This is a genomic window from Emticicia fontis (assembly GCF_054779675.1).
Map to the genome: position 1 here is coordinate 19,874 of NZ_BAAGXU010000022.1, position 24,221 is coordinate 44,094.

Annotated in this window: 15 protein-coding genes and 1 tRNA gene; 14 read left to right on the plus strand and 2 right to left on the minus strand. The window is 37.8% G+C overall.

All coding sequences use genetic code 11. The annotated features are described in order from the left end of the window. Positions 1 to 17: 17 nt before the first annotated feature. The 4 genes from ACYVFA_RS13415 to ACYVFA_RS13430 are packed head-to-tail and all read left to right on the plus strand — an operon-like array spanning position 18 to position 3,300. The gene (locus ACYVFA_RS13415) at positions 18 to 1,319 is read left to right on the plus strand and encodes a voltage-gated chloride channel family protein (RefSeq protein WP_460472343.1); all 1,302 of its coding nucleotides are present in this window, start codon (positions 18 to 20) and stop codon (positions 1,317 to 1,319) included. A 48-nt stretch (positions 1,320 to 1,367) separates the two neighbouring features. Next, on the plus strand, positions 1,368 to 1,835 hold the full coding sequence (locus ACYVFA_RS13420; protein ID WP_460472344.1) for a CYTH domain-containing protein: 468 nt from the start codon (positions 1,368 to 1,370) through the stop codon (positions 1,833 to 1,835). A gap of 1 nt (position 1,836) precedes the next feature. Next, on the plus strand, positions 1,837 to 2,175 hold the full coding sequence (locus ACYVFA_RS13425) for a DUF6984 family protein (protein WP_460472345.1): 339 nt from the start codon (positions 1,837 to 1,839) through the stop codon (positions 2,173 to 2,175). A 21-nt stretch (positions 2,176 to 2,196) separates the two neighbouring features. After that, positions 2,197 to 3,300: a TlpA family protein disulfide reductase gene (locus tag ACYVFA_RS13430; RefSeq protein ID WP_460472346.1), complete on the plus strand. Its 1,104-nt coding sequence runs from the start codon at positions 2,197 to 2,199 to the stop codon at positions 3,298 to 3,300. A 39-nt stretch (positions 3,301 to 3,339) separates the two neighbouring features. Here the strand turns inward: ACYVFA_RS13430 and ACYVFA_RS13435 are convergent, their stop codons facing one another. Beyond that, a complete protein-coding gene (locus ACYVFA_RS13435; protein ID WP_460472347.1) occupies positions 3,340 to 4,317 on the minus strand; it encodes a GlxA family transcriptional regulator in 978 nt (325 codons plus the stop codon). Positions 4,318 to 4,434: 117 nt separating this feature from the next. Between ACYVFA_RS13435 and ACYVFA_RS13440 the strand changes: the two genes are divergently transcribed. Then, a complete protein-coding gene (locus ACYVFA_RS13440) occupies positions 4,435 to 4,848 on the plus strand; it encodes a pentapeptide repeat-containing protein (RefSeq protein ID WP_460472348.1) in 414 nt (137 codons plus the stop codon). A gap of 27 nt (positions 4,849 to 4,875) precedes the next feature. Beyond that, on the plus strand, positions 4,876 to 5,457 hold the full coding sequence (locus ACYVFA_RS13445) for a dihydrofolate reductase family protein (RefSeq protein ID WP_460472349.1): 582 nt from the start codon (positions 4,876 to 4,878) through the stop codon (positions 5,455 to 5,457). 105 nt (positions 5,458 to 5,562) lie between these two features. On the opposite strand, the gene ACYVFA_RS13450 is transcribed toward ACYVFA_RS13445, so the two are convergent. After that, on the minus strand, positions 5,563 to 6,534 hold the full coding sequence (locus tag ACYVFA_RS13450) for a GlxA family transcriptional regulator (RefSeq protein ID WP_460472350.1): 972 nt from the start codon (positions 6,532 to 6,534) through the stop codon (positions 5,563 to 5,565). A 132-nt stretch (positions 6,535 to 6,666) separates the two neighbouring features. On the opposite strand from ACYVFA_RS13450, the gene ACYVFA_RS13455 reads away from it, so the two are divergent. The 8 genes from ACYVFA_RS13455 (at position 6,667) to ACYVFA_RS13490 (ending at position 23,733) form a co-directional block, all read left to right on the plus strand. Then, complete coding sequence (locus ACYVFA_RS13455) at positions 6,667 to 7,089, plus strand: VOC family protein (protein WP_460472351.1); 423 nt, start codon at positions 6,667 to 6,669, stop codon at positions 7,087 to 7,089. Between the two features lie 10 nt (positions 7,090 to 7,099). Next, positions 7,100 to 7,537: an SRPBCC family protein gene (locus tag ACYVFA_RS13460; protein WP_460472352.1), complete on the plus strand. Its 438-nt coding sequence runs from the start codon at positions 7,100 to 7,102 to the stop codon at positions 7,535 to 7,537. Between the two features lie 27 nt (positions 7,538 to 7,564). Next, positions 7,565 to 7,774 (plus strand): hypothetical protein, encoded by a 210-nt coding sequence (locus ACYVFA_RS13465; RefSeq protein ID WP_460472353.1) that lies wholly within the window; start codon positions 7,565 to 7,567, stop codon positions 7,772 to 7,774. Between the two features lie 399 nt (positions 7,775 to 8,173). After that, positions 8,174 to 18,292 carry an SdrD B-like domain-containing protein gene (locus ACYVFA_RS13470; protein WP_460472354.1) on the plus strand — a complete coding sequence of 3,373 codons (10,119 nt, stop codon included), beginning with the start codon at positions 8,174 to 8,176 and terminating at the stop codon, positions 18,290 to 18,292. Between the two features lie 343 nt (positions 18,293 to 18,635). After that, positions 18,636 to 19,655, plus strand: coding sequence for a PorP/SprF family type IX secretion system membrane protein (locus tag ACYVFA_RS13475; RefSeq protein ID WP_460472355.1), 1,020 nt, complete (start codon positions 18,636 to 18,638; stop codon positions 19,653 to 19,655). Between the two features lie 121 nt (positions 19,656 to 19,776). After that, positions 19,777 to 22,272 carry a carboxypeptidase regulatory-like domain-containing protein gene (locus ACYVFA_RS13480; RefSeq protein WP_460472356.1) on the plus strand — a complete coding sequence of 832 codons (2,496 nt, stop codon included), beginning with the start codon at positions 19,777 to 19,779 and terminating at the stop codon, positions 22,270 to 22,272. Between the two features lie 188 nt (positions 22,273 to 22,460). Beyond that, positions 22,461 to 22,537, plus strand: a tRNA-Ile gene (locus ACYVFA_RS13485). 200 nt (positions 22,538 to 22,737) lie between these two features. Next, a complete protein-coding gene (locus ACYVFA_RS13490) occupies positions 22,738 to 23,733 on the plus strand; it encodes an acyltransferase family protein (RefSeq protein WP_460472357.1) in 996 nt (331 codons plus the stop codon). Positions 23,734 to 24,221 lie beyond the last annotated feature (488 nt).

Consider the following 24,221-nt stretch of genomic DNA (forward strand, 5'->3'; position numbering starts at 1 on the left):
ATTTAATCAGGATTTGTATGTCAAACAAGAAACAATCTCGCAAAATCATTCTTCACATTCGTCTGTTTTTCAGACAATTCCCTGCTATCCCTTATTTGCTTAAATGGCTTCTCATTAGTTCAGTTATTGGTACTTGTATTGGTATTGCCTCCGCTATCTTCTTGCGCTCGCTTGATTGGATAACTGATTTCAGAGAAACTCATCTATGGCTCATTGCCTTGTTACCCATTGGAGGATTTGCAATTGGTTTACTCTATCAGCATCTGGGCAAAGGAATCGAAGCAGGCAATAATTTATTGATAGATACCATCCATCAGCCACAGGAAATTATTCCGTTTCGGATGGCGCCGTTTATTTATATAGGAACCCTGGTTACCCATTTATTAGGCGGTTCGGCCGGAAGAGAGGGCACTGCCTTACAAATGGCAGGCGCAATTGCCGACCAGTTCAACAAACCTTTCAGGCTTAATAAAGATGAAAGAAAGATAATCATTATAGCTGCCATTTCAGCTGGTTTTGGGTCTGTATTTGGTACTCCCTTAGCTGGGGCAGTTTTTGGGCTGGAGTTTTTTTTGATAGGCAGAATTAGGTACGATGCTATTCTCCCAGCTTTTCTTTCAGCTATCATTGCTGATTTAGTAACTAAACTATGTAAAGTTCAACATACAATATATCATATTGAGTTTGTTCCTGATATTTCTGCTTTGAATCTATTATATGCGCTACTGGCAGGTATTGCAGCAGGAATCTGTGCCGCAACTTTCAGTCGTACTATTCATTTTATGGGCAGCCAATTCAAGAAATATATTAGTTATGCACCGTTTCGACCTTTCGTTGGAGGTATTATGGTTGCCATTGCTATCTGGTTGATTGGTACTACCAAATATATAGGCTTAGGTATCCCGACTATCTTACAGGCCTTTAATGAGACTTTACCTGCTTATGATTTTGTTTTGAAAATGGCATTTACCATTCTTACACTAGCCGCAGGTTTTAAAGGTGGCGAGGTAACTCCTTTATTCTTTATAGGTGCTACTTTAGGTAATGCTTTATCTTATTTTATTCCGCTACCAATAGGTTTATTAACAGGAATGGGTTTTGTAGCGGTCTTTGCCGGCGCTACTAATACTCCTCTGGCCTGTATGTTGATGGGAATAGAACTATTTGGGCATGAGTGCGGTATTTATGTAGCCATTGCCTGCGTTGTGGCTTATTTATTATCGGGCAATACCACTATTTATCAGAAACAAATGATTGGCGAACCAAAACATAGTAGATTTGCACATCTGAAAGGCAAACGGATGAATGAGTTGAAGTAAAATATTTATCACGATTTTTCAAATCGTGATACACTATAAATTTAAAATATGGCATTAGAAATAGAAAGAAAATACTTAATCCATCAGGACAAATGGGATAGTTTCCCAAAACCGGAAGGACAATTGTTCAGACAAGGATATATTCTGAAAGACCCTGAAAAAACTATTCGGGTGAGGGTAACTGATAAAAATGCTTACTTAACTATAAAAGGTGCTTCTGTGGGTGCCACCAGAACAGAGTTTGAATATGAGATTCCGAAAGAAGAAGGGATTGAGTTGTTGGATAATTTTGCAGTATCAGAACTTTCTAAAATCAGATATAAAGTACTCCACGTTAATAAACTCTGGGAAGTTGATGTTTTCTTAGGTAGCAATGAGGGATTGGTTGTGGCTGAAATAGAATTAGAAAGTGAAGACGAAGCTTTTGAATTACCTGAATGGATAAACATTGAAGTAACCGGAGATAATAGATATTATAATTCAAACTTATCAGCAAATCCTTTTAAAAACTGGTAAAATGAACAAGAAAAGACCCATAAGAGAAAATGAGAAAGAGCTAATCAATTTTTTGCTCACACAATTAAATCTGAATCCAGCTGATTATCCTTATGATGAATATGTAGACGAATATGAAGGAGGAAAAATGGGAAGCATCAGTCTGGGTGGTGATGTGGAAGGCTATGCCGGTGATTTGATTCAGGTAGAATATACAGATATAGATGGTACGCCAGTCGTAATTACTTTAACCAGAGATCACCAGAATCGTCTGCTTGATCTGGACTTCTGGAAAGTTGATTTTTCTAAATTACTTGAATATCCTACAACCGACAAAGTTACCGTTAGACCAGTAGAATAAGCCTATTTAAATATAGTTCATATGCATTCTCAATTAAAAGTTTTATTTGTGCTAGCTGTTTTGATATTTCCTTATCAATTAATGGCACAAAAAAAATTCACACTTCAAATTGAGTTTCCACCAAAAATAAAAAATGCGAGTATTTATATTAACTATGATAACGGGAGAGATGTCAATAACGAATTAAAACCCAATATAAAAGCTAATCGGTGTGTGATTACAGGTGAGTTTTTCTCTAGATATGCCACGATTATGATTGGTTTTGAAGATGATGCTGAATCTTATTATGGTCGTTTCTGGGTGACAGAAAAGCCGGGTACTATAAAATTCACTAATATTATTAAGAAAAAACTAACGAATGTTATCGACTTAAAAACAATTGAGGCAGAAAAATTTAATCCGTTTGTTTCGTCTGAGCAGAAGAATCTGGATGACTTTTTTAATGCCAATTATACAAAATTAAGAGATAACGATTCTTTACGTGCTATCTATTCTCAAAAAGTGGATATGCTACAACGGAAACAATTAGAATTTGTTAAAACCTATAACAAAGACTATTACAGTCTATGGTTATTCAGAGACCTTACTTATACTGATAATAGTCTGGATAGTCTCAATAAAATTTATACTAGCTTCCCCGATAGCTTACGACATACCTTTGAAGGGAAATTAATTGAACGGATTCTTTATAGCAGGTCAATAAAAAATGGAGTGAAAGCGCCCGATTTTATTACCAAAGATATCAAAGGAAATACCATTTCATTAGCAGATTTTAAAGGCAAATACCTTCTTCTTAATTTCTGGGCATCGTGGTGTGAGCCATGTATAGCCGAATTACCAGCCATTAATCTTATACATGATACTTATCCCAGCAATCAAATAGAAATCCTTTCAGTTACGCAGGATGTAAAGTATAAAGCCTTTGAAATAGCTATTAAAAAATACAGAATGAACTGGATACACGTTTTTAGAGACATGGATTTGTTAAAATCCTATGGGGATATGGGTATTCCAAAAGTCTTTTTAATTGACCCAGTTGGAACCATTATTTATATTAGAGATGAGGTAAATGATTTTGATTTGAGTATCTTAACTCAATTACTCAAAGATAAGTTGCAAAAATAAGAAGTGTAGATAAGTTTAGAATCCTTACACCTACAGATACTAGAATAGCGCACTACGATTATATTTGTTTTTATAGGCAATGGGCGATAAGCCTGTTACCTTTTTAAAAGTACTTCTGAACGCCTTATTATCAGTGTAGCCCACATCATACATTACTTCGGTAATATTCTTCCGGCTGGTTTCAAAGCGTTTTTTGGCCGCTTCAATTTTCACCCGCTGGATATACTCCATTACTGTATTATTGGTTGCTTTCTTGAATCTTCGTTCCAGACTCCGGCGACCAATGGCAAACATATCAGACAATTGGTCGAGCGTGATTTTATCCTCAAAGTTTTTCTCGATAAACTCCTGTGCTTTTTTCACGGCATCATCCTCATGTCCTTTCTGCCCGTTGAATATCATAAATGAAGCCTGGCTATTTCTTTCAATATCAATTGCAAAATATTTGGCTGCCTTAATAGCCATTTCTCGATTTACGTTTTTTTCAACTAAATGCAATAGCAGATTCCAGTAAGAGCTGGCTCCACCACTAGAATAAAGTCCCTGGTCTTCTGTAATAATTTTATCGTCTACCAGTTCAATCTCAGGAAACATTGCTCTGAATTCATTAGCAAATAGCCAATGGGTTGAGCATCTTTTACCATTGAGCAATCCGGTAGAGGCTAATAAAAACGCACCCACACATAGGCTTATTACTTCTGCCCCGTTCTCATATTGCTTGACAATCCAAGGTAGAAAATCCTTGTTCGATTCCAAAGCCCTTTGCATATCTCCACTCAAAGCAGGTACAAAAACCATATCTGTTTTTTCTATCTCGTCAATAGTGGCATCAGCATGTACAGTAAACAGATTGTCATGAAGTTTTACCTCTTTGGTAAGCCCTACCATTTGCACTTGGAAGGCAGCAGGTTTACCAGCCAATTGCAGAAATTGATTAACCGACGCAAAGATATTACGCGGGTCGTTAATGCTGGCTAATACTGCATTTTCGGGAATCAGAATCGTAATATTTTTCATAGGATTAAAGGCAAAATAGAATGGCGGATTTGACCCTTTTATTGTCGTTTTTACACCACTTCAAAGTTAATCAATCTATCTAATTTTGTATACATTAAATTTTTTACATTTTTGGTCATGAGCCTTATAGATATTGATTATACCCGAAACATCATCACAGTACGAGATGCTTGCATTGATCATTCTACTTTTGATTGCGTAAGTCTGCAAAATCTGGTTTTTAACAATGTTAATCTCAGCGGAACCAAAATCACAAATGCTAATATGAGCAATGTCGAGATTGAGGGAGCAGGATTAGGAGGCGCTTACATTCATAATATTGGTATGCCTCCAGAAGGACATCCTGCCTACGACCCTGATGCCAAACATCCACCTATAAGATTCGAAGATTGCGATTTCGAAGCAAGTACCATTACAAACTGCAATCTGGCCTATGTGGCTGTCAATGACTGTAACCTGAAAGGCATGACTATCAACGGTATTTCGGTTGAAGCTTTACTGGAAAATTTCACACAAAATAATAATCAATAAATTCACCTTTTAAATAAACACTACACAATGAGAAAGATTAAATTACAGATGCAGGTTACATTAGATGGCTTTGTTTGTGGCCCTAATGGAGAAATGGATTGGACAAACCATAACTGGGACGAAGAATTAAAAAACTATGTATCTCAATTAATGGCTCCGGCAGATTCATTTATTATCGGCCGGGTATTGTACGAAGGAATGTCAATGTATTGGCCTTTTGCCGAAACAAACCCTGAGACTGATGAAGAGACCAGAGTAGCCGCAAAAGCCTTTAATAGTATGCCTAAACACGTTTTTTCCAAAACGCTGTCAACCGCCAACTGGAACAATGCTATCATCGAAAGTGGTGATTTAGTTGAGACAATCAATACATTAAAGAATCAGGAAGGTGGAGATATAATGCTATATGGTGGGGTTAGTATGGTTTCAGCCTTTATTCAGAATAACCTGATTGATGAGTATCATCTTTTTGTAAACTCTACCGCTATTGGAAAAGGCAGGTCTATTTTCGGGGATTTGGCAAGTAATCTGGGTTTACAATTAGTGAAGAGTCAGTCCTTTAGTTGTGGTATTGTAGTTTTGCATTATGCCCCTACGAAAGAATCATAGAAATTGCTGAAAGAATACCATACGCCTTCGACGCATCAATTAATCAGCACAATGCGAATTAAATGGGGCTATCAAATTTGCTGATAGCTCCCTATCTTTTTATAATCAATTACTCTGAAACTTCTCACGATAAGCTGTTGGTGTCATACCAACAATCTTTCTGAAGATTCGTCGAAACGCTTTAGGATCGTTATAGCCGGAGCTAAAAATTACCTCGCCCATGTGCTGATTGGTCTGCTCCAATAGTTTCTTTGCCGCTTCAATGCGTATTTGTTGAAGGTATTCGATGGGTGGTATTCCTGTAATCTGCTTAAATCTTCTCAACACGTTCCGTCGGCTTGATGGAATATCTTTTATCAATTCTTCAATGGTTTCAGCTTCCTGATAATTGGCTTCTATTTTCTGTTGCACCATCGCCACTATATTATCGTTATGGTCGCGCGAAGGCTGGAAAGTACTGAAATATGATTGATTCTGCCTATCCATATCAATGGCAAAAATCTTGGCAATTTTCACGGCTACATCACGGTTACAATATTTCTGAACCAGATGTAATAATAAGTGAAAAGAAGAAGTAGAACCGCCACTGGTAAAGAGTCTTCCATCTTGCGTTACGGTCTTGTCTCCTCTTAAAACTACTTCCGGAAAAGAGTTGGAAAAGGCTGGGCAAGCATCTACATGAGTAGTCGCTACTTTGCCATTTAGCAAGCCACTGGCGCCCAATAAAAAAGCACCCGTACAGAAAGTAGCTATTTCTGTTCCTCGCTGAAACTGCTGGTGTAGCCAGGGAATATAAGCCCTGTTTTTACCAATGGTTTGTTTCATATCATCGGTGCTGAACGAAGGAATCAGAATTAAATCAAGCCGATTTTCCTGCTCAATTTTAGCAACCGGATAGCCATGAAACGAACCCAGAATATGCTGATCGGGCTCGGCTAACTGGTATAAACCAATAGTAAAAGGAGCTGTTTCGCTATTGGTTTTGTAAATTTTATTGGCAGCCTCTAGCACATCTAAAATGGCTGCAATACTTAATAACCTGTAATCATGTGGAAGTAAAATACCTACGCTTATCATAGATTTTTTTTCTGTAAAAATACGAAAAAATTGTCTTAAATACCCCCTATAATTGACTTTTTTAGCACCCTTAAAAATGGCCTTTGTTACTTAATTTTGCTCATATAATTCACAATTAAACTTTTAATATTCATGGCAACAATCAACACCTACCTTAACTTTCCAGGTAATACTGAAGAGGCTTTTAATTTTTATAAATCAGTTTTCGGCGGAGAATTCTCGTTTATCCAACATTTTAAAGATACGCCTGAGGGTGCGAATATGTCGGACGAGGAGAAAGAAAAAATCATGCACATAGGCTTACCTATAGGTAAAGGAGGTGCGTTGATGGCTACCGATGCGCTGGAATCGCAGGGTTTTACTTTAGTTCAAGGTAATAATTATAACATTTGTATAAGTGCAGAAACCGAAGAAGAAGCAGAAAAACTCTTCTATGGGCTTTCTGCCGGAGGAAAAATATTGGTTCCTTTAGCCAAAGCCTCGTGGGGTTCTTATTTCGGAATGTTCAATGATAAATTTGGAATCAGCTGGATGATAAATTACGACTATAATTAATAAAGACTCTATGAAAACCATCAGAAAATCAATTGAAATTAATGCTTCGGACGAGAAAGTCTGGGATGTGCTGACACAAGATACATATACACGCGAATGGCTAGCCATCTTTAGTCCGGGCTCGTATGCTTTAACTGACTGGCAGTTAGGGAGTAAAGTCGTATTTGCCGATCACACAGGAAGTGGCATTATTGGCCGCATTATTGTATATAATCCTTATGAGTTGCTATCTATAGAATATTATGGTGTACTGAATGACAATAAAGAAGACTTTGATAGCCCGGAAGCAGATATATTTAAAGGAGCTCGCGAGATCTATCAGCTAAGTTCAAACGAAGGAAAGACCGTGCTTGATATTGAGTCGGATATATCTGAAGGCGCTTTCGATACGATGTCTGAATCATGGGATGAAGCCTTGATAAAAATAAAGAGTCTGGCAGAAGCATAAGCAAATTATAACAAAACCAATAATCTGATGGTAGAGGTTTTCAAGACTAATATTCAGGAGAAAAAACAAGCCACTTTGTTATTCGAGATTCTGGCAAAACAGTTTCCTTTATTCAAAATAAATTTTGATCTGGAAGACTGTGATCGAATTTTAAGAGTAGAAGGCGACGTTATTTCACACGACAGAATTATTACCATTATTCATACAAACGGCTATCAATGCCAGGTATTAGATTAGCCCATTAGAGCCTGAGAAATGTATTTTTCAGGCTCTTTTTTTTTATACTATTTCAGGCGCAGTAAGTTCTGTTTTGTCTACAATTCAGGCTGAATTAAGAATAATTAAAATATAACTTTTCCAAGTTGCCTCTCAAAAGCCCCTTTCACTCCTTAATCTTCCTGATTATTCTTTTAAAAACTTTGGCACAATTTTAGCGATTTAATAATTTATACATAGAAAATTATGCCATAAATTAGCATAATATTGATAACATTTGTAAAAAACGGATTTAAGCCTGATACCGTGCAAAAAAAACAATTACAATATTGGCACAGTTTTAGATATTATATAGCGATATGCAATGTGCTATTGAATGAATTAACCCAATTAGTAAGTGAATATTAAAAATATTTGCAGATGAGACACATATTTACCACAAACAAGAGAGAACATTTTGCGAGAAATACTTCTACACCTATTAACGTATTCAGGCTTATCAAAAAGCTAGGCGGAATGGTTGGTATTTATCTAAAAAAGTTGGGTAAAAAATCAATTTATCAAACTCCCATAACTACCCCTTCTAATCAATCGTTCAACAATGAAGCTATTGAAAATGAGGCTAATTTGCAAGAGAAGAACAATTTTACTTCGCAAGCAAATGACTTCAATCAGTTGTTTCATGTCAAGGCAAAATTGGCATCAGATACAGGAGCAACACTTATCCAATCAACTACTTCTTCTAAAACTTATCATTTAGGGAGTTCTTTTGATGAAGACACTAAGGAATGGATTCCAAACCTCTACCATTCAACTGTTACTTGTAAGAACGCATTTAATGAAGATAATCCCCCGACAAACTCCTCGTTTTTAAGAGGTGCCGCAACAACAATTCTGTTGGTGCTTTTTTCCGTTTTAGGGGCTTTTGCCAACAAATTTGCTACCGTTGATTTATCACTCCGTAGTTTAATTGATAATTCTTCTCCGGTAGTAGGTAACTCTGTCAAGTACACCCTCTGGTTAAAAAATGAAGGTGCTACTACTGCCAATAGCATTGTTGTAAAAAATATGTTTCCGGTTAGCGGTGTTACACTTACCAGCAACACGGGCGGTTCAGGTTTTACTCACAATACAGGTACAGGAGAAGGCTTATGGAATGTGGCTACACTGGCAGCAGGAGATTCTGTAAAATTAGAATTAGTTGGAACTGTTACACAAAGAGGAGTATACTTCAATATTGCTGAAATTAACTCAATTGGCGGTGGTGATACGGATAGCGATTCTACACCGGGCAATAATAATCTGGCAGAAGATGATATCACTACGGTTTGTTTTTCAGTACCACTTTTGATTTATCCAAGCGAACAATATACTGTTTTTATACCAAGCGCTTATAAAAAATCTGGCACCATCGTTAAATGGTTCAGAAACGGTACTGAAATTATCGGCACCACTCCAGAAGCAGTAGTAAATGCCGATACTTCACTCACCATTAAAGCCGTTGGCAGTTATACATTTACTTCTAATGTAGGGGGCTGTATTGGTCAGGGCTGCTGTGCGATACAAGTAATTGCCGGGCCTTATGGAAGTATCGGAGATTTGGTTTGGAAAGACAAAAACGATAATGGTCTGAAAGACGCTAATGAGCCCGGAATTAAAAACATTATTCTGGAATTATATACAGTAGATGCATTGAATAATATCTCTGTTAGCCCAATTAAAAAAGATACTACTGATGATAACGGTCATTATTTATTTGCCAATCTTTTATCAGGCGATTACCTGGTTAAGATAGCTCCTTCTAATCTATCAGATACATTAAGAATTTCGAAGAAAAAAGATATCGGTTCTGATGATACCAAAGACAATGATTTCAGCGCAGGAACAGGATATGCTACTAAAGTAACAATCAATGTAGATTCTACTGGGAACAAAAAAGATAACCTGACAGTAGATGCAGCCTTGTATACGCCTGTAGGAAGTATTGGAGATTTTGTTTGGAACGACAGCAATAACAACGGTATTCAGGATGGTGGCGAAGCAGGCGTAAACAATGTAATCTTAGAGTTATATGCGGCCAATGCCTCAGGAAACCCGGTAGGCTCCGCGATAGCAAAAGATACAACGAATGCTAGCGGTTTATATAAATTTACTAACCTGGTTAAAGGAGATTATGTAGTAAAATTATTAATAAGCTCATTACCTGCGGGTTCTATTATCAGCACTAAAACAAAATTTGGTAGTGATCCTAAAGCTGATAGTGATTTCAGTAATGTAACCGCTTTAACTGCAAAAATCACTTTAGACCCCGAAAATACCGCTGATCCTCTTAATAAAGATAATCTTACGCTCGATGCAGCCATTTACAATCCATTGGGTTCTATTGGTGACTATGTGTGGAAAGACCTTGATAACGATGGTGTGCAGGATATTGATGAAACTGGCTTAGGTGGTGTTATCTTACATTTATATGCAGCTAATACTGATGGAAGTCCATCAGGTAGTGTTTTAAAAGCTGATACTACCGATACTAATGGATTCTACCTGTTCAGTGGTTTAACGGCAGGCAATTATGTAGTACAAATCATTACAAGCTCACTTCCAGCAAGTGCTTCTATCTCTGAAATGATAGATAAGGGCGGCAACGATAGTGCTGACAGTGATTTTAATTCAACTACTGCGTACTCCCCAAAAATCATCATTGACCCTGCGACCAGCGACAAAAAAGATATTTTGACTATAGATGCTGCCATTCATCAGGCCGTTAGTTGTCCTACCTTAACAGTATCAACTATTGATGGTGATATTTGCGTAGGCGACTCTACTTTCATTAAAGGTATTACAAGCAATAATGCTTCTATCAAGTGGTATCTGTCGGCTATCAATGGTAGTCCGGCATTTACTTCTACCAGTAATGCATCAGTGCTGGTATTCCCGACTACAACTACCACTTATTACGCCGAGATTGATGGCTTAAGCTTAGGCTGTCCTAATTCTCGTCAACCTGTGGTAATTGTTGTGAATGCTCGTCCATCTTTGCCATCTTGTGCTGGCGTAGTAGATGAGTGTATCGGAAAAACCATTAATCTGAATAATTATGTTATCAACGGAGCAACTACTCCGGGTGGCACTTTTGAATGGCATACAACAGCTAACGAGAAATCACCATTGGTAGCAACACCGTCAACTGTTGGAGCAGGTACTTATTATTTATTTGAAAAATCAGGTGCGGGTTGTTTCAGCCCTCCAAGAATGCTGAAAGTCAACCTTAAAAACTGTGATACGCTTATTGATTTAAGTCTGACCAAAATAGTAAGTACAATGACTCCTAAAGTATGGGATAACATTGTCTATACTATCAAGGTTACGAATGCTGGTCCACATGCGGCAACTAATGTAGAGGTTGAAGACCAGATGCCAACAGGTCTCGACTTTATCTCTAGTCCGTTCTTTACTAAAAACGGTAATATATTGACCTCAAAGATTTCTAATATTGCACCAGGCCAGACTATTACATTAGATTATATAGTAAAAGTAAACTCGAGCGGAGACAAAATTAACTTTGCTCAGATAAGTAAAGCAGATCAGAAAGATATTGACTCAACCCCAGGCAATGCCTCTACAGCATCAGAAGATGATAACAGCAAGGTGATTATATCACCAGTAACAGATGAAGTTGTGGCTGATTTGAGTTTGGATAAAACTACTAATAAAACCACAGCTACTACTGGTGAACTGATTACTTATTATATCACTGTTTTAAACAATGGCTCAAGCAATGCTACTAATGTTGAAGTAAAAGATGTTGTGCCAGATGGTTTGGAGATTATAACAGCTACCGGAGCAGATAATATTACTACTTCGGGGAAAACAGTAACGGCTAAATTCAATGAAATAAAAGTTGGATTTGCTCTAACATTCCAGATTGTAACAAGAGTTACGGCGTCAACGGGAACCGTTAAAAACTGGGCACAGATTACAAAATCAGATCAGAAAGACGGAGATTCTACTCCTGATAATGGAACAACCAATGGAGAAGATGATACAGACGATGCAGACATAACCATTACCCCAGGTGTATGTAACCCACCCATACCTTTGATAGCTACCTCTACTCCTTATATGTGTACGGGTGAAAGTGTTACGTTGACTTCGGTTGGATGTACTGGTACAGTTGTGTGGTCAACAGGTGATACTGGCAACTCTATCACACTTAGCCCGACAAGTTCAACTACTTATACAGCTAAATGTAAAATCAGCGATGCTTGCTTAAGTAGTGACTCAAATCCAATATCAATTGTAGTCAATCAGATTGTACCTCCGATTATTACTTCTAATGCCCCTAACAATACAATTTGCGCAGGTGGAAGTGTAATATTGAGTGCCAATTCTTGTACAGGCAGTGTTGTTTGGTCTAATGGCACAACAGCTTCAAGCATTACCGTTAGTCCTACTACTAATACAACTTATACCGCTATCTGTAAATCGAATAGTTGTACAAGTAATGCATCAAGCCCACTTACCATTACTATTGGTGGTTCTGTTACTGCTCCAACTGTTACAGCCAGCAAAGTTGCTATCTGTGCTGGTGAAACAGTGACACTTTCGGCTACAGGATGTACCGGAAATATCACCTGGTCAAATGGTATGAGTGGAACATCGGTAGTTATTACACCTGGTTCAACAGGTACTTATAGTGCTACTTGTTCATCAAGCGGTTGTGGCAGTCAAACTTCACCAGCTATTAATATCACAGTATCGCCTGCTCCTTCAACCCCAGTCATTACACGTGACAAAGATATAGTATGCGCAGGAGGTAACGTAAATCTTACTGCTACGGGTTGTAATGGCACATTAGTTTGGTCTAATGGTGTTAGCAGTTCTTCACTAGCCGTTTCACCAACAACAGCGACAACTTACGAGGTTAGTTGTACAAGCGGGCAGTGTACTGTGAAAGCCTCTATGACCGTTCCAGTAACACCTCAACCAGCTGCTCCGGTTATTACAAAAGCTAAAGATCAGATTTGCGCAGGCGAATCAGTAGTGTTAACAGCAAATAACTGCGACGGTGTAGTAACGTGGAGTACAGGCGCTACAACAGCTACAATTACAGTAAATCCAACGAAAACGACCGCTTATACAGCAATCTGTAATGTTGCGGGTTGCAATAGTGTTTCTTCTGCACCAAGTACTGTTACCGTATCTACTAATGCGCCTACTATTACGGCCAACAAGGAGGTTATTTGTATTGGTGGTTCTTTTATATTAACAGCCACTGGTTGTTCAGGAAATTTAGTATGGAGTAATGGACAAACAACCAGTAGTATTACGGTGAACCCTAACGCTTCAAGTACTTATACAGCTACTTGTACTACCGGAACTTGTGAAGCAGTAGCATCAAAAGCCATTACAGTTAATACCGAAACACAGGTGGCTCCGGTTATCTCGGCTTCTACTACCAATCTATGTGCAGGTGGTAGTGTTACCTTAAGTGCAACAGGTTGTACAGGCACTGTAGTTTGGTCGAATACACAGACAGGCTCAAGCATTACTGTTAGCCTTACTAATACTACGGTATTTGCGGCTGCTTGTAAAATAGGAGATTGTGAAAGTGAAAAATCAAATAATATTACAGTTAATGTAGGTAAGCTCAATAAACCAGTGTTAAGTGCCAATCAAACAACTGTTTGTACAGGAGATGCAGTAATGCTTTCGTCAACTGGTTGCACGGGTATGGTCATCTGGTCGAACGGTCTAACAGGAAGTTCAGTTACTGTGAATCCTGTTAACACCACCGATTATACAGCCGTTTGTAAAGCTCTTCAAGGAACTTGCACAAGCGATCAATCTGATAAATTAACAATTACGGTTACTTCTCAGCCAGAGCCTCCAATTATTGCTTGTACTTGTGCAAGACCAAGAATATGTAAAGGCGATACACTTACTTTGAAGGCAATCGGTTGTCTTGGTACATTTGTATGGTCTAATGGTCAAACGACTTCTTCGATTCTGGTAAGCCCTGAAGAAACCACAGTATATACGGTTAAATGTAAAGTAGGTTCTTGCGAAAGTGCACCATCAGCTGCCGCTACAGTTAATGTAGGTAGCCCGGCTCCTCCATTGGTTAGCTGCAAAAAACCACAGGTTTGTGGTGGTAGCTCAACTACTTTAGAAGCCGCAGGTTGCGTAGGTACTGTGAAATGGTCTGACGGACAAATAGGAGCTGTAATTAACGTATCTCCTACCGCAGTAACCAGCTACTGGGCTGTCTGTGATGCAGGAAAATGTCAGAGCGAAAAATCTAATGTGATTACAGTACAGGTGAATGGCTCAGGTCTGAAAAAACCAACTACAAAAGACCTTGTCAATGTATGTCCGTTTACACATGTAGATCTAACAACGGGTGTCACAAGTGCCATCTCATCAGTAGGCGGAACATTTACTTTCCGTGCCTATAATAGCCCTGATTCTGCGGTATTGGCTAACCCATCAACTGTTGGTACAGGTTCTTATTATGTATTTGAAAAATCTGGTGCAGGTTGTTTCAGTGAAGGAAGCCGTATCAATGTTCATATTATCACTTGTAACGATACTACTATTACTTGTGTCAATAATCCAGCTACAGCATTTGCAGGTAAAGATTCAACGCTATGTATTAATGCTGGTTTCGTTGAATTACACGGAAAAATGGGCGGTGCTGCGCAAAGCTCTAAATGGACAAGTGACGGTACCGGAACATTTGATAATTCATTGAGTCTGAACACAAAATATAACTTTACAAGTCAGGATATAACCAAAGGATTTGTAAACTTTATACTGACAACAAATGACCCAGATAATAACGGGCCATGTAAAGCAGCAGCAGATACCTTCAAACTTACGATTAATGGAGTTGCCACGGTTCCAACTATTTCAAGCAATAAATCGCCGAATATTTGCTCAGGAGATTCAGTAATCATCAGTGTAGCAGAAGCTGGCCGACGTGTATGGAGCACAGGTGATACTACACAAAGCATTGTAGTAAGATCGTCTGGTACTTATTCAGTTAAATTATTAAATGCACAAGGTTGTGCGTCGTTAAGTTCAAATAAAATTGTAGTAGTGGCCAACGATACGATAGTGCCTCCATCGGTAGTGGCTAATGCTAAAAATGTGTGTCCGGCCACTACAGTAAACCTTTCAAATGCGGTTACAAGCACTCCTAAAACATCTGGTGGTGTTTTCGAATTCCATACTGGTGCTACAATTAGCTCACCATTGTTAACCAATTCGACAGCCGTAGGAGCAGGTACTTATTATGTATTTGAGAAGAGTGCTATTGGCTGCTATAGCCCAGGTAAACCAATTGTTGTAACTGTTGACAATTGTCCAGATATACCGGTTGATACTGCAAATGTAGAGTTAGGTATTACAATTGTAGGTTCACGTGTAGAATTGCAGGTTGGAGACCAGTTAACTTATACAATTACAGTTACCAATAATACCATGCACACAGCTACTAATGTACACATTACTAATGTGTTGCCAAAAGGTATTATCATTACCTCTACTACTCCAGGCCTAACAGCCTTCGGTACAGACTCATTGGTTAGTGTGATTGGTACTTTCCCTGGTGGAGCAATTAAAACTTATACTTATACAGCTAAAACTACTAAAGCGGGGACAATCAGAAATATTGCGAAGATTACTAAAATTGATCAGGTTGATCCTATTTTAACTAATAACAGCAGTTTCTGGGACATTCGTTGTCTCACTTGTCAGGAGATTTGTACGGCTATGTCTTTGGCAGCTGATACAACCCGTCAGGCAAACGGTAGCTATAATGTTACCTTCCGCGCCTTTATTGAAGCATGTGGAAACGTAAAACTGGAAAATGTGAAGGTTACTGAAAATCTTGCGACTATGTTCCCTTCTCCGGTAACGTTTACAGTTGTTCAGAAACCAACTGTTGGTGCAGGAAGTAAATTGATTCCAAATGATAATTTCAATGGTTCAACAGACTTCAATCTGACAGTTCCAACGGGTAGCGAAATTGAAGTAGGTGTAACCGATACCATAAAATTTGTTGTCAATATTGTACCGAATGGAAGTCAAGGACCATTTAGTACAAATGCATTGGTAAATGCTACTGGAATGACTGCCTTTGGTTTTGAAGATGACGTATCTGACGTATCAAATAATGGTTCTTACATTGATAAACCAAGTGCAGAGCCAACCGTTGTAAGACTATATAAGAGTCCAAGTGTTGGTTTAGCTAAAATGGTATCAGATAGCACTAAGAAAGCAAATGGTTCTTACGATGTTACTTATACACTATTTGTTAAGAACAATGGCTCATTGCCTCTTACTAGCGTAGTATTGACCGACACTTTATCAAAAACATTCAATTTACCTGCTACGTTTACAGTATTAGGAACACCAGTTAAAAATGCCGGTAGCCAATTGGTCATCAATAGTGCATTTAATGGTACAACTGATAGCCGCTTGACCTTACCAGGTAGTACCTTGGCTATCGGGCAAACAGATACTTTACACTTTAGTGTCAATCTGCAGCCAGATACAATAAAACTATTTGCGAATACGGCCATTGCACGTGCTTCAGGTACATTGGCTAGTGGTAGCACTGAAAATGTGGTTGACCTATCAAATGCAGGTACAAATCCGGATGCACCGGGTAGTAATCCAACCAACCTGAACCTAGATCTGGGTGGTATGGGCTCAATCGAAATTCCTTGTATTGGTCTTGCTTTATACGTAAAAGATACAATCAGACAAGCTGACGGAAGCTACAATGTAGTATTCCATTCAATTATCAAAAACTGTGGTAATCTGACATTATCAAATGTGCAGATGTGCGATACATTAGCAAATACGTTCCCATCTCCGGTGATAGCAACAATTGTACAAGCACCAATGATTAGTCCGGGAAGCCAGTTAGCAGCCAACGCCAGTTATAATGGAACAACTAATACTTGTTTACTGGCTAGCAGTAGTGTATTAGCTCCTGGCAGAATTGATACACTTAAATGGATAGTAAATGTAAAACTGAACGATAATCTAGGCCCATTCAGAAACTCAATTATTGTTACTGGTAAAACTCCGGCAGGTATAACTATCAGTGATATTTCTAATGATGGCATCAATCCAAATCCTGAAGGTAGTACTCCTACTGTCATCAACTTCGGCAAATTGCCTGAAGCAATGATAGGTATCTCTAAAGAAGCCACTGAGCCAACTAAGACTGGCGACAGAACTTATGACGTAACGTTCAAATTTAAGGTCAAAAACTACGGACGTACAGACTTTACGGGTGTACAAGTACAGGATAATCTGGCTGTAACCTTTGGAGATAGTGTAAGAATTGACTCTGTGAAAGTGACTGCCGAAGCTGGATTTAAACTAGACCCTAATTATACAGGACGTGGTAATTTGATTAATTTATTAGTTGATTCATTAAGTACACTTCCTAAGAATACTACACGCAATATCACAGTATTCACACGTGTAACGCTTGCAGAGGGTACTAATTCATTTGCCAATCAGGCATTAGCTATCGGTAAATACCCAACTAATAAAACTGTTGACGACTTATCGACCAATGGCCCTGATCCTGATCCGGATAATGATGGTAATCCGAAAAATAATAGTATTGCCACTCCTATTACTATCGAAGGTGGTGTTAATCCTGATAATGTTACGGTACTTGGTATAGCCAAATCGGCAGAATTAGACTCAATTCCTAATGCAGATAAGACCTATAATCTGACTTATAGATTTATTGTTAAAAACTATGGTACACGTACACTAACGAATGTACAGCTAAGTGATAGTCTTGATAATGTATTCTCAGCAGCAGATAGCAGCAACTATATTATTCCGGATGGATTAACCTTGAGCGCAGGTAGTCATTTGAAATTAAATACTAAATTTAATGGCCGTACCAGCGGAGAAGATGGAAAAGTAACGATGTTGATTGCGGATAGCAGCTCATTAGCACCGGGTGCATCAGATACCTTAGAACTGAAACTTAGAATTGTAACAGAGAAAAAGCAGGCCGCTATTTTTGCCAATACTGCCTATGGTAGTGCGAAAGATACAACTGCGACTATAACAGATATTTCGCAAACAGGTACTGACCCTGATCCTGATGGCGATGGTAATCCTGGAAATAACAATGCACCAACATTGATAACTATCGGTGATAATATACCTACCTTACCGGAAGATACCACAACCACAGCAACTATTCCAGGTGGTTTCTCTCCGAATAATGATGGCAAAGGGGATACATTCTTTATTGAAAATATCAATAAAACGAATATCAAAGCAACCATCTATATATATAACCGTTGGGGTATATTGGTCTACAAAAATGAAGATTATGGAAAGTCTGAAGGCTGGAACGGAAAAGCCAATAATGGTATAATATTGATGAGCGACGGCAAAGATGTACCAGATGGAACCTACTATTATGTAATACAGGCTGAAGGTAAGTGGGGTGGAAAACCAGTAGTTGGATTCATTACGGTTGTAAGATAATTGATAAAAAAGCTATGAGCGAACACTGGAAACTCTGTTCACTCATAGCCACATAGAACAAAGAAGCTTTAACACAAAAGAATGTCGTAAATTCATCATAACTCAGACAAATTATGGCAAGGTTTTGGGTGGATTTACAAAAAGAATTATGCCTTCAAGCATTTATCAGAAAATGATCAGAAAAAACCTTTTTTCACTAAAAACCGGCAATTTCCAATCATTTTAAGGATAAATGAAAAAAATTGGATAATTAAAATTCTTAATGTAACTTTGTTTTGCTATTGAGTATAATTGGGCTTAGACAAAGTTTCATGCTAAGTCTTTACTATTAATTGAGTAAAATATGAAAAACTTTACAAACCTGAAAAGCAGGTTAGCTACGCTATTTTTCGTAGGGCTGTTATCTGTATCTTTTCACACCTACGCGCAACAGGAAGCGATGTTTTCACAGTACATGTTTAATACAATGGCTATTAATCCGGCATATGCTGGTAGTCGTGATGTATTAAGTTTGACTGCCCTGGGACGTTATCAGTGGATAGGTGTTCCCGGAGCTCCTACTACCTACACATTCTCAATGGATATGCCTATCAGCAGTGAGAAAATGGGTCTGGGTTTACAGGCTTCATATGATGGTATAGGTCTTGCCAAGAACACAGGTATCTATCTAACTTATTCTTATCGCGTCAAGGTAGGTCCTCGCTCAACACTGGCTTTTGGTGTGCAAGGTGGAGCCGTAAATGTTCGCTGGGCTCTAAGTGATGCAAAGGATGTAGGCATTGATCCTATTTTCGGTGGAACCTATGACATCAATAAAATTTTACCTAATGTTGGTGGTGGTATCTATCTAAGCAATGATAGAAGCTATTTAGGTTTTTCATGTCCTCAGATTATACAAAATTCTTTATCTAATTATAACTACGCAAGCACTGATTCTGCAGCAGCCAAGAAAAGCCGTACACAACGACATTTCTTCCTGATGATGGGTTTTGTGATTGGAAAAGGCAATTTCAAAATCAAGCCTTCTACCATGATTCGCTATACAGAAGGAGCACCTTTGGGCTTTGATGGAAACATCAACTTCTGGATTAAAGATAAAATTTCGTTTGGTGTCTCAGGCCGAATTGGTCAGTTCCAGAATTTCGGTCAGAAAGAAGCATTTAACGCCGCTGTTGGTATGTTAGAATTGCAACTTACCCCTCAATTCAGATTGGGTTATGCGTATGATTTTACGTCTAACCGATTGAACGATCCCAATAAAAAAGGTATCGACCGTGTGATTGGTATTCCTACCCATGAAGCCATGCTCAGATATGAATTTGGCTATGCTAAGAATAAAATCTTAACCCCAAGGTATTTCTAGTACTCAATTACGTTTTAACATTTACAGGTGTCAGAAAAATCTGAATCAGTCATTTTTTTCTTTCACTGTGGTTTTATATGCAATCATTTTTACAAACTGAGCGAATTTAAATTCAGCAACAATGACTGTCAGGATACATATCATCGGGGCCATCTTCATGGCAACTCTATTCATAGGTAGAGTGCAAGCGCAGGAAGCATTGCTTAAAGCTGCCCAACATCACTATGAGAGCCTTAGCTATATAAAAGCTATAGATGCTTATGAGTCTGCTTTGTCTAAGAAAGGAATTACTGAGCAGCAAAAGCTAGATGCCAGAATCAAACTAGCCGATAGCTATACAAAAATAAAAGACACGCAGAACGCTGAACGGGTGTATCGTGAGATATTTGAAGGTAGTACCGGAGATTTATCTGATGATAAAACTGCTGCAGCCCTGAAATACGCTCAGATACTTGCCAGTAATGGTAAATATAAAGAAGCACAGGAAATGTATGATAAATATACCCGCAAAGTAGAAGATGATCCCCGTGGAAAAGGCTTTTCGAAGTTATACAACGATGTGAGTGTATTGTCAAAAAATGCCAATTGTTACAAAGTAGATTATCTGTCTATCAACACCAATTCATCAGATTTCAGCCCTTCTTATTTCAAAAATGGTTTGGTTTTCGTTTCAAACCGTCGTAGTTCTGTCGGCGTTCGCCGTGTATTTGGCTGGAATGATACTCCTTTTCTTGACTTATATTTCCTGGATAATATTTCTGCCATTGGCGGGCAAGCTGCCGGATTAGGTGCGGGAACAGAAGAAGGTAGAACACCTCGCAAAAGAGGTGGTGGCGGTGGTTCGCTTGGTTCGGACGAATATACTGCCCCAACAGCTAATGACACACGTACAATAGGTACTTATGGTGGAACTAACGTTGGATTAGGTTTAGGTTATGGAGACAAACCTCAGACAGAATCTGATAGAATGAGTGGTTCAATCAACTCAAAATATCACGAAGGACCTTCTGCTTTCTTTAAAGATGGTTCGAAAGTAATTTTCACACGTAATAACTTCCTGAATGGTAAAACCCGTAAGAGTTCAGATGGTATTACCAAGTTGAAATTATATATCGGAGAAGCCAACAAAGACGGCTGGAAGAATATCAAAGAATTACCTTTCAATAGTGATGATTATTCGGTTGGTCACCCTGCCCTATCGCCTGATGAGAAACTATTGTTCTTTGCGTCAGATATGCCAGGTGGTTTTGGCGGAACTGACTTATATGTCTCTCGTTATGACGGCAGTAGCTGGACAGCCCCTATTAACTTGGGTAAAAATGTGAATACCAAAGGAAATGAGATGTTTCCGTTTGTGGATGATAAAGGTAATTTATACTTCTCTTCTGACGGACATGCAGGTTTGGGAGAATTAGATATTTTCTTCTCACAACTGGATGGTACTACGCCTAAAGGGCGGGTGATTAACTTAGGCTCACCAATCAATTCAAGCAAAGATGATTTTGGTATTCTGACTGATGGATTCCGCAAATCAGGTTATTTTAGCTCTAACCGTAAACGTGGGGGTGACGATGATGATATTTACAAATTTGACCGTGAATGTGAGCTCAAAGAGGGTTGTGATTTAATCATTGCCGTGTATGATGCAGAAACTAAAATGCCTTTAGATAATGCCAAGATTGTGTACGAAGACAAAGATGGTAGTATCAAAGAAAAAATGAGTGATGCCGACGGCAGTGTCAAACTGGAAGGTCTGGAACAAGATACCGAATTTACCTTCAGAGCAACGCGTGAAGGATATAATGCCAATACCGTTAGTTTCTCAACCAAAGATTGTGATAATGAGCCATCACGGTTAGAGATTCCGATGAGCAGACCAAAACCTGCTGTTGATTCTACTACGATAGCTAACAACAATAATCCGAACGCACAAAGTGGTTATTCAGATCCTAAAGGAAATGGTGGGCCAAGCAGTGCATTGCCGGGTAACAGATGTTTCTTGAAAGGAAAAGTAACTATGCAAGGTACTAATCAGCCGATAGCCGGTGTATTGGTAACTTTACGTAACGAGTGTGATAACAGTACACAAACTGCAACAACCGATGCTACTGGTACTTACCAGTTCCAGGTAGTTGAGGGTTGTGATTATACTGTTGAAGGCACAAAAGACAATCTTGGTTCGAAAGGCAAACGTATCCGCCGCTTGAGTTGCAAGAAAGGAGATGTTACAGCTGATATCGTAATGTTCAGTACAGGTGACATCGTTCAGATAGATAATATTTATTTTGAATATGGAAGATACAATCTTCGCGCTGATGCAAGAGCCGGACTGGATAAACTGGTAAAACTAATGCGTCAGTACCCAAATATGAAAGTTGAGCTTCGTGCACATACAGATAGCCGTTCTGATGCGGATTTCAACCAAACATTATCTGATAACCGTGCTAAATCTTCAGCTAATTATCTATTCAAAAGAGGTATCAGCCGCAGCCGGGTAGAATATAAAGGTTATGGCGAAACTATGCTAGTAAATAATTGTGCGGATGGTGTAACTTGTACAGAAGAACAACATGCCCTCAACCGTCGTACTGAGATTAAAATCTTGGAAATGAAGTAATAGAGCCAACGAATTAAGTATATAAAAGCCATTCCCCGAAAGGAATGGCTTTTGATTTATAGTCTTTTTATGCTTTGCCTACTTGCCCTTTACCTTAATTATTGGAACTTTATTAGTGAATTCATAATTTTTCTTTGAAGTTAATTTCTTAATTCTTACTTTTGCACCACAAAACCACCAAGGTTTTAGGGCCTATAGCTCATTCGGTTAGAGCAACTGACTCATAATCAGTAGGTGCCTGGTTCGATCCCAGGTGGGCCCACCAAAACACCCAAAAAAGCTATACTTTTAAAAGTTTAGCTTTTTTTGTTTTCAGCCTGAGTATATTCCTGAAACCAGTGTTTTTCATAAAATGGCATAAGTTTTGAGTATAATAATTTTGCAGTTCGACGAAAGTCAAGAAAGATATAGTCCCATTTATATTACCTAATCTAAAGAACATAGCAGTTAATTACTTCAAGAATTATGAAAAAATACGAATACATAGACTACGCACGTGGATTTTCTATCTTTACAATAGTTATTTATCACTTTCTGTTTACCTATCCCTTACCTACATATCTTAACTATGCCAAAAACTTTGGCGGAGCAGGTATCCACTTATTTTTCTTTGTTTCAGGCTTTGGGTTAACCCTGTCAAAATATTTTGATTATCAAACATTTATTAAGCGCAGATTAATAAAAGTATTAGTACCTTACTACATAACAATAACCTTAATTTTTCTTATAAATCTGGTCATTAAAATTTATGACGTAGATTTTCTGGCGTTTCTTAGCCATATTTTACTATTTAAGATGTTTGTGTCTGATTATATGACCTCTTATGGTGCTCAGTTCTGGTTTATATCTACTATTGTGCAGTTTTATTTGATATTTCCACTACTATTATGGATCCTAAAATCAGAAAAATATAAGCTATTTATAATAGTAAGTCTCTTGATCTCTTTAAGTTATAGTTTATTTATTTCTTATGTATTGTCCGAAGGAGGAGAAGCTTTTAAGAGATTCTTTTTGCAATATCTATGGGAGTTTGTACTGGGTATGGTTGTGGCTAAAACAGGCCTGCTAGATAAACTTACAATGGCTTCTTTAAGTTATTACTTCCTGATAGGTTTAGTTTGTCTAGGTCTTACAGGTGTTTTAGCTATTAAAGGTGGAACTATAGGCAAAAATTTAAACGATATTTTTTCTTTTCTCGCTTATACTTCTATCACAATCATTCTTTTCAGAACAATGCCTCTGATAAACAAGTTTTTTCTTTGGGTATCAAAGTTCTCTTTTGCTTTATATTTGACACATATGTTCTTGTGGGATTATCTGAATGCGAAGTATGGCTTAAATTCCATGACTCTTATTCTAATATCGCTTTTATTAATCGTGACCTTAGTTTACAGCTATTATTATAATATTTTGTTAAATAAAATAACAGGATTCATGACAAAATCTAATAATGAAAAATAACCTGAAATTCTGTTTAGCTATATGCAATTAATGACAATCTGATAGATGATTTAAAAAATAAAAGTTATACTAACTAATTATAGCTTTTACTTTTCCATGAGACTCTCTTTAAACTATATTAATAAAAATAATCTTATTTGTAAGATATGGCATTTACAGCCATCTTTATTAACTTTTTCTAACCAAATAATAATTTACATATATATCTCTATACGATTAAAATACCCATAAATAAAGACAACCATCATAACATGGATATTCTTCATGCTTTATAAAAAAGCAAACAATTAAATCTATCAATTATAACCTGCCTTAGGTAAGTTTTATAATACTAGAATCGTTGGTCGTACAATTATTAATCTTTTTACTATAAACTATTATTTAAAAAATACCGGGTTATGTTTCTAAATGTATGATGCTTTATAATGTCTATAGTTCATAGTTAATTTTATAGCTTGCCAATGATTATATACCTTCTTTGAGAAACT

Excerpts from the sequence above, each read along its gene's own strand:
- ACYVFA_RS13415 (WP_460472343.1), top strand. The coding sequence starts at position 18 with ATGTCAAACAAGAAACAATCTCGCAAAATCATTCTTCACATTCGTCTG.
- ACYVFA_RS13420 (WP_460472344.1), top strand. The coding sequence starts at position 1,368 with ATGGCATTAGAAATAGAAAGAAAATACTTAATCCATCAGGACAAATGG.
- ACYVFA_RS13425 (WP_460472345.1), top strand. The coding sequence starts at position 1,837 with ATGAACAAGAAAAGACCCATAAGAGAAAATGAGAAAGAGCTAATCAAT.
- ACYVFA_RS13430 (WP_460472346.1), top strand. The coding sequence starts at position 2,197 with ATGCATTCTCAATTAAAAGTTTTATTTGTGCTAGCTGTTTTGATATTT.
- ACYVFA_RS13435 (WP_460472347.1), bottom strand. The coding sequence starts at position 4,317 with ATGAAAAATATTACGATTCTGATTCCCGAAAATGCAGTATTAGCCAGC.
- ACYVFA_RS13440 (WP_460472348.1), top strand. The coding sequence starts at position 4,435 with ATGAGCCTTATAGATATTGATTATACCCGAAACATCATCACAGTACGA.
- ACYVFA_RS13445 (WP_460472349.1), top strand. The coding sequence starts at position 4,876 with ATGAGAAAGATTAAATTACAGATGCAGGTTACATTAGATGGCTTTGTT.
- ACYVFA_RS13450 (WP_460472350.1), bottom strand. The coding sequence starts at position 6,534 with ATGATAAGCGTAGGTATTTTACTTCCACATGATTACAGGTTATTAAGT.
- ACYVFA_RS13455 (WP_460472351.1), top strand. The coding sequence starts at position 6,667 with ATGGCAACAATCAACACCTACCTTAACTTTCCAGGTAATACTGAAGAG.
- ACYVFA_RS13460 (WP_460472352.1), top strand. The coding sequence starts at position 7,100 with ATGAAAACCATCAGAAAATCAATTGAAATTAATGCTTCGGACGAGAAA.
- ACYVFA_RS13465 (WP_460472353.1), top strand. The coding sequence starts at position 7,565 with ATGGTAGAGGTTTTCAAGACTAATATTCAGGAGAAAAAACAAGCCACT.
- ACYVFA_RS13470 (WP_460472354.1), top strand. The coding sequence starts at position 8,174 with ATGAGACACATATTTACCACAAACAAGAGAGAACATTTTGCGAGAAAT.
- ACYVFA_RS13475 (WP_460472355.1), top strand. The coding sequence starts at position 18,636 with ATGAAAAACTTTACAAACCTGAAAAGCAGGTTAGCTACGCTATTTTTC.
- ACYVFA_RS13480 (WP_460472356.1), top strand. The coding sequence starts at position 19,777 with ATGACTGTCAGGATACATATCATCGGGGCCATCTTCATGGCAACTCTA.
- ACYVFA_RS13490 (WP_460472357.1), top strand. The coding sequence starts at position 22,738 with ATGAAAAAATACGAATACATAGACTACGCACGTGGATTTTCTATCTTT.